Source organism: Nodularia chucula CCY0103 (genome assembly GCF_963923915.1).
Taxonomy (GTDB): domain Bacteria; phylum Cyanobacteriota; class Cyanobacteriia; order Cyanobacteriales; family Nostocaceae; genus Nodularia; species Nodularia chucula.
The window spans coordinates 1-1100 of the sequence record NZ_CAWUOL010000202.1 but is presented as its reverse complement, the minus strand read 5'-3'; the positions used below and the strand labels follow the sequence as shown (position 1 = coordinate 1100).

1 protein-coding gene is annotated in these 1100 nt (G+C 44.0%); it reads right to left on the bottom strand.

Features of this window, described 5'->3' with window-relative positions; translation table 11 throughout:
* Positions 1-13: 13 nt before the first annotated feature.
* Complete coding sequence (locus ACM0OP_RS24190; protein ID WP_414530950.1) at positions 14-880, bottom strand: DNA/RNA non-specific endonuclease; 867 nt, start codon at positions 878-880, stop codon at positions 14-16.
* Between the last annotated feature and the right edge of the window lie 220 nt (positions 881-1100).

The window sequence follows — 1100 nt, the reverse complement described above, 5'->3', positions numbered from 1 at the left end:
ATCGTTACATTGTTTACACTGTCTTGTTTTTAGCCTTGTTTGTCGCCCCGTCAGCAACTTTACTCTCAATACTGGTTTGAATATTAGGGGAAACATCAGACATAAAATCATAACCTGTCAGTTTTTCTAATTCATCAACACTTACTTTGTAAGACCTCCAACTGTTGTCCACTTCTGTGTCATTGGGAACATTAATGGCAATAACGCGAGTGTTAGCAGTAATACCCTTAAGCCCAGCGCCGGGGTTATCCAAAACTACAACTATCTTCCAAGTGAATTTAGGAATTGTTACCTTACCTTTGAGGGGTTGACCTTGACTGCCAAAAGTCCCTGCCGTAATGTAAAGTTCTTTACCGTTCCTGACTAACTCCCTAGAATAACTTTCGAGACTTTCCCACGCATTCCGATTGTTATTCGGTGTCTGCGGTATCATGTTAGTCATCAAGAAAGTGGCGGAGTTATCCTCAACTGTCCGCGTGCGATCGCCTGAAGGAACAACATGGCCTCTATCGTAACCAGAACCCGTGTAATCGTTAGCAGTTACCCTTTCCCAACCAGTTGGTAAGGTGTCATCGGGGCGAAAGTTATTTTGACGTTTTGCGTCTCCTAACCATGACTTGTTAAGTTGCCAGCTTGCCCAATTGGGGGTTCCTGTGCTGCGGTTGTAGGAGAGTGCATACTGATTTTTTACCATGAGGTAATTATCAGGAGTCGCAACAGTTGCACTTGCCCCACTGGGATTGCCTAACAACAAGTGGGGACTGATTACGGGTTTAGTCGGTGCTGGTGGCTGGCTTGGTACTGGTGAACATCCCCATGCCAATAATGTAATTAGTGCAGTGGTAATAGCTAATGCTGGAAACCGATTGATTAAACGCATAAATCTTAGATGCAGATCAAATTAATCATCACCATTTTTGAGGTGATTTGCAGATTTTGCCTTGATTACCTTAATCCATCGTTTCGCAAGGAAGCGCACAAACGCCCGCCGGAGTCAATCGCCCTAGTATTCGTTTTTATTCTACAATCAGGTTATGGCTATCAAAATTGATTTCTGCAAGCCGCACTCTTGTGCGAGCTTCTAGTCATGAGTTAGGCGT

Bases quoted from the DNA above. Each gene is read 5' to 3' on its own strand.
- ACM0OP_RS24190 (WP_414530950.1), bottom strand. From the start codon at position 880: ATGCGTTTAATCAATCGGTTTCCAGCATTAGCTATTACCACTGCACTA.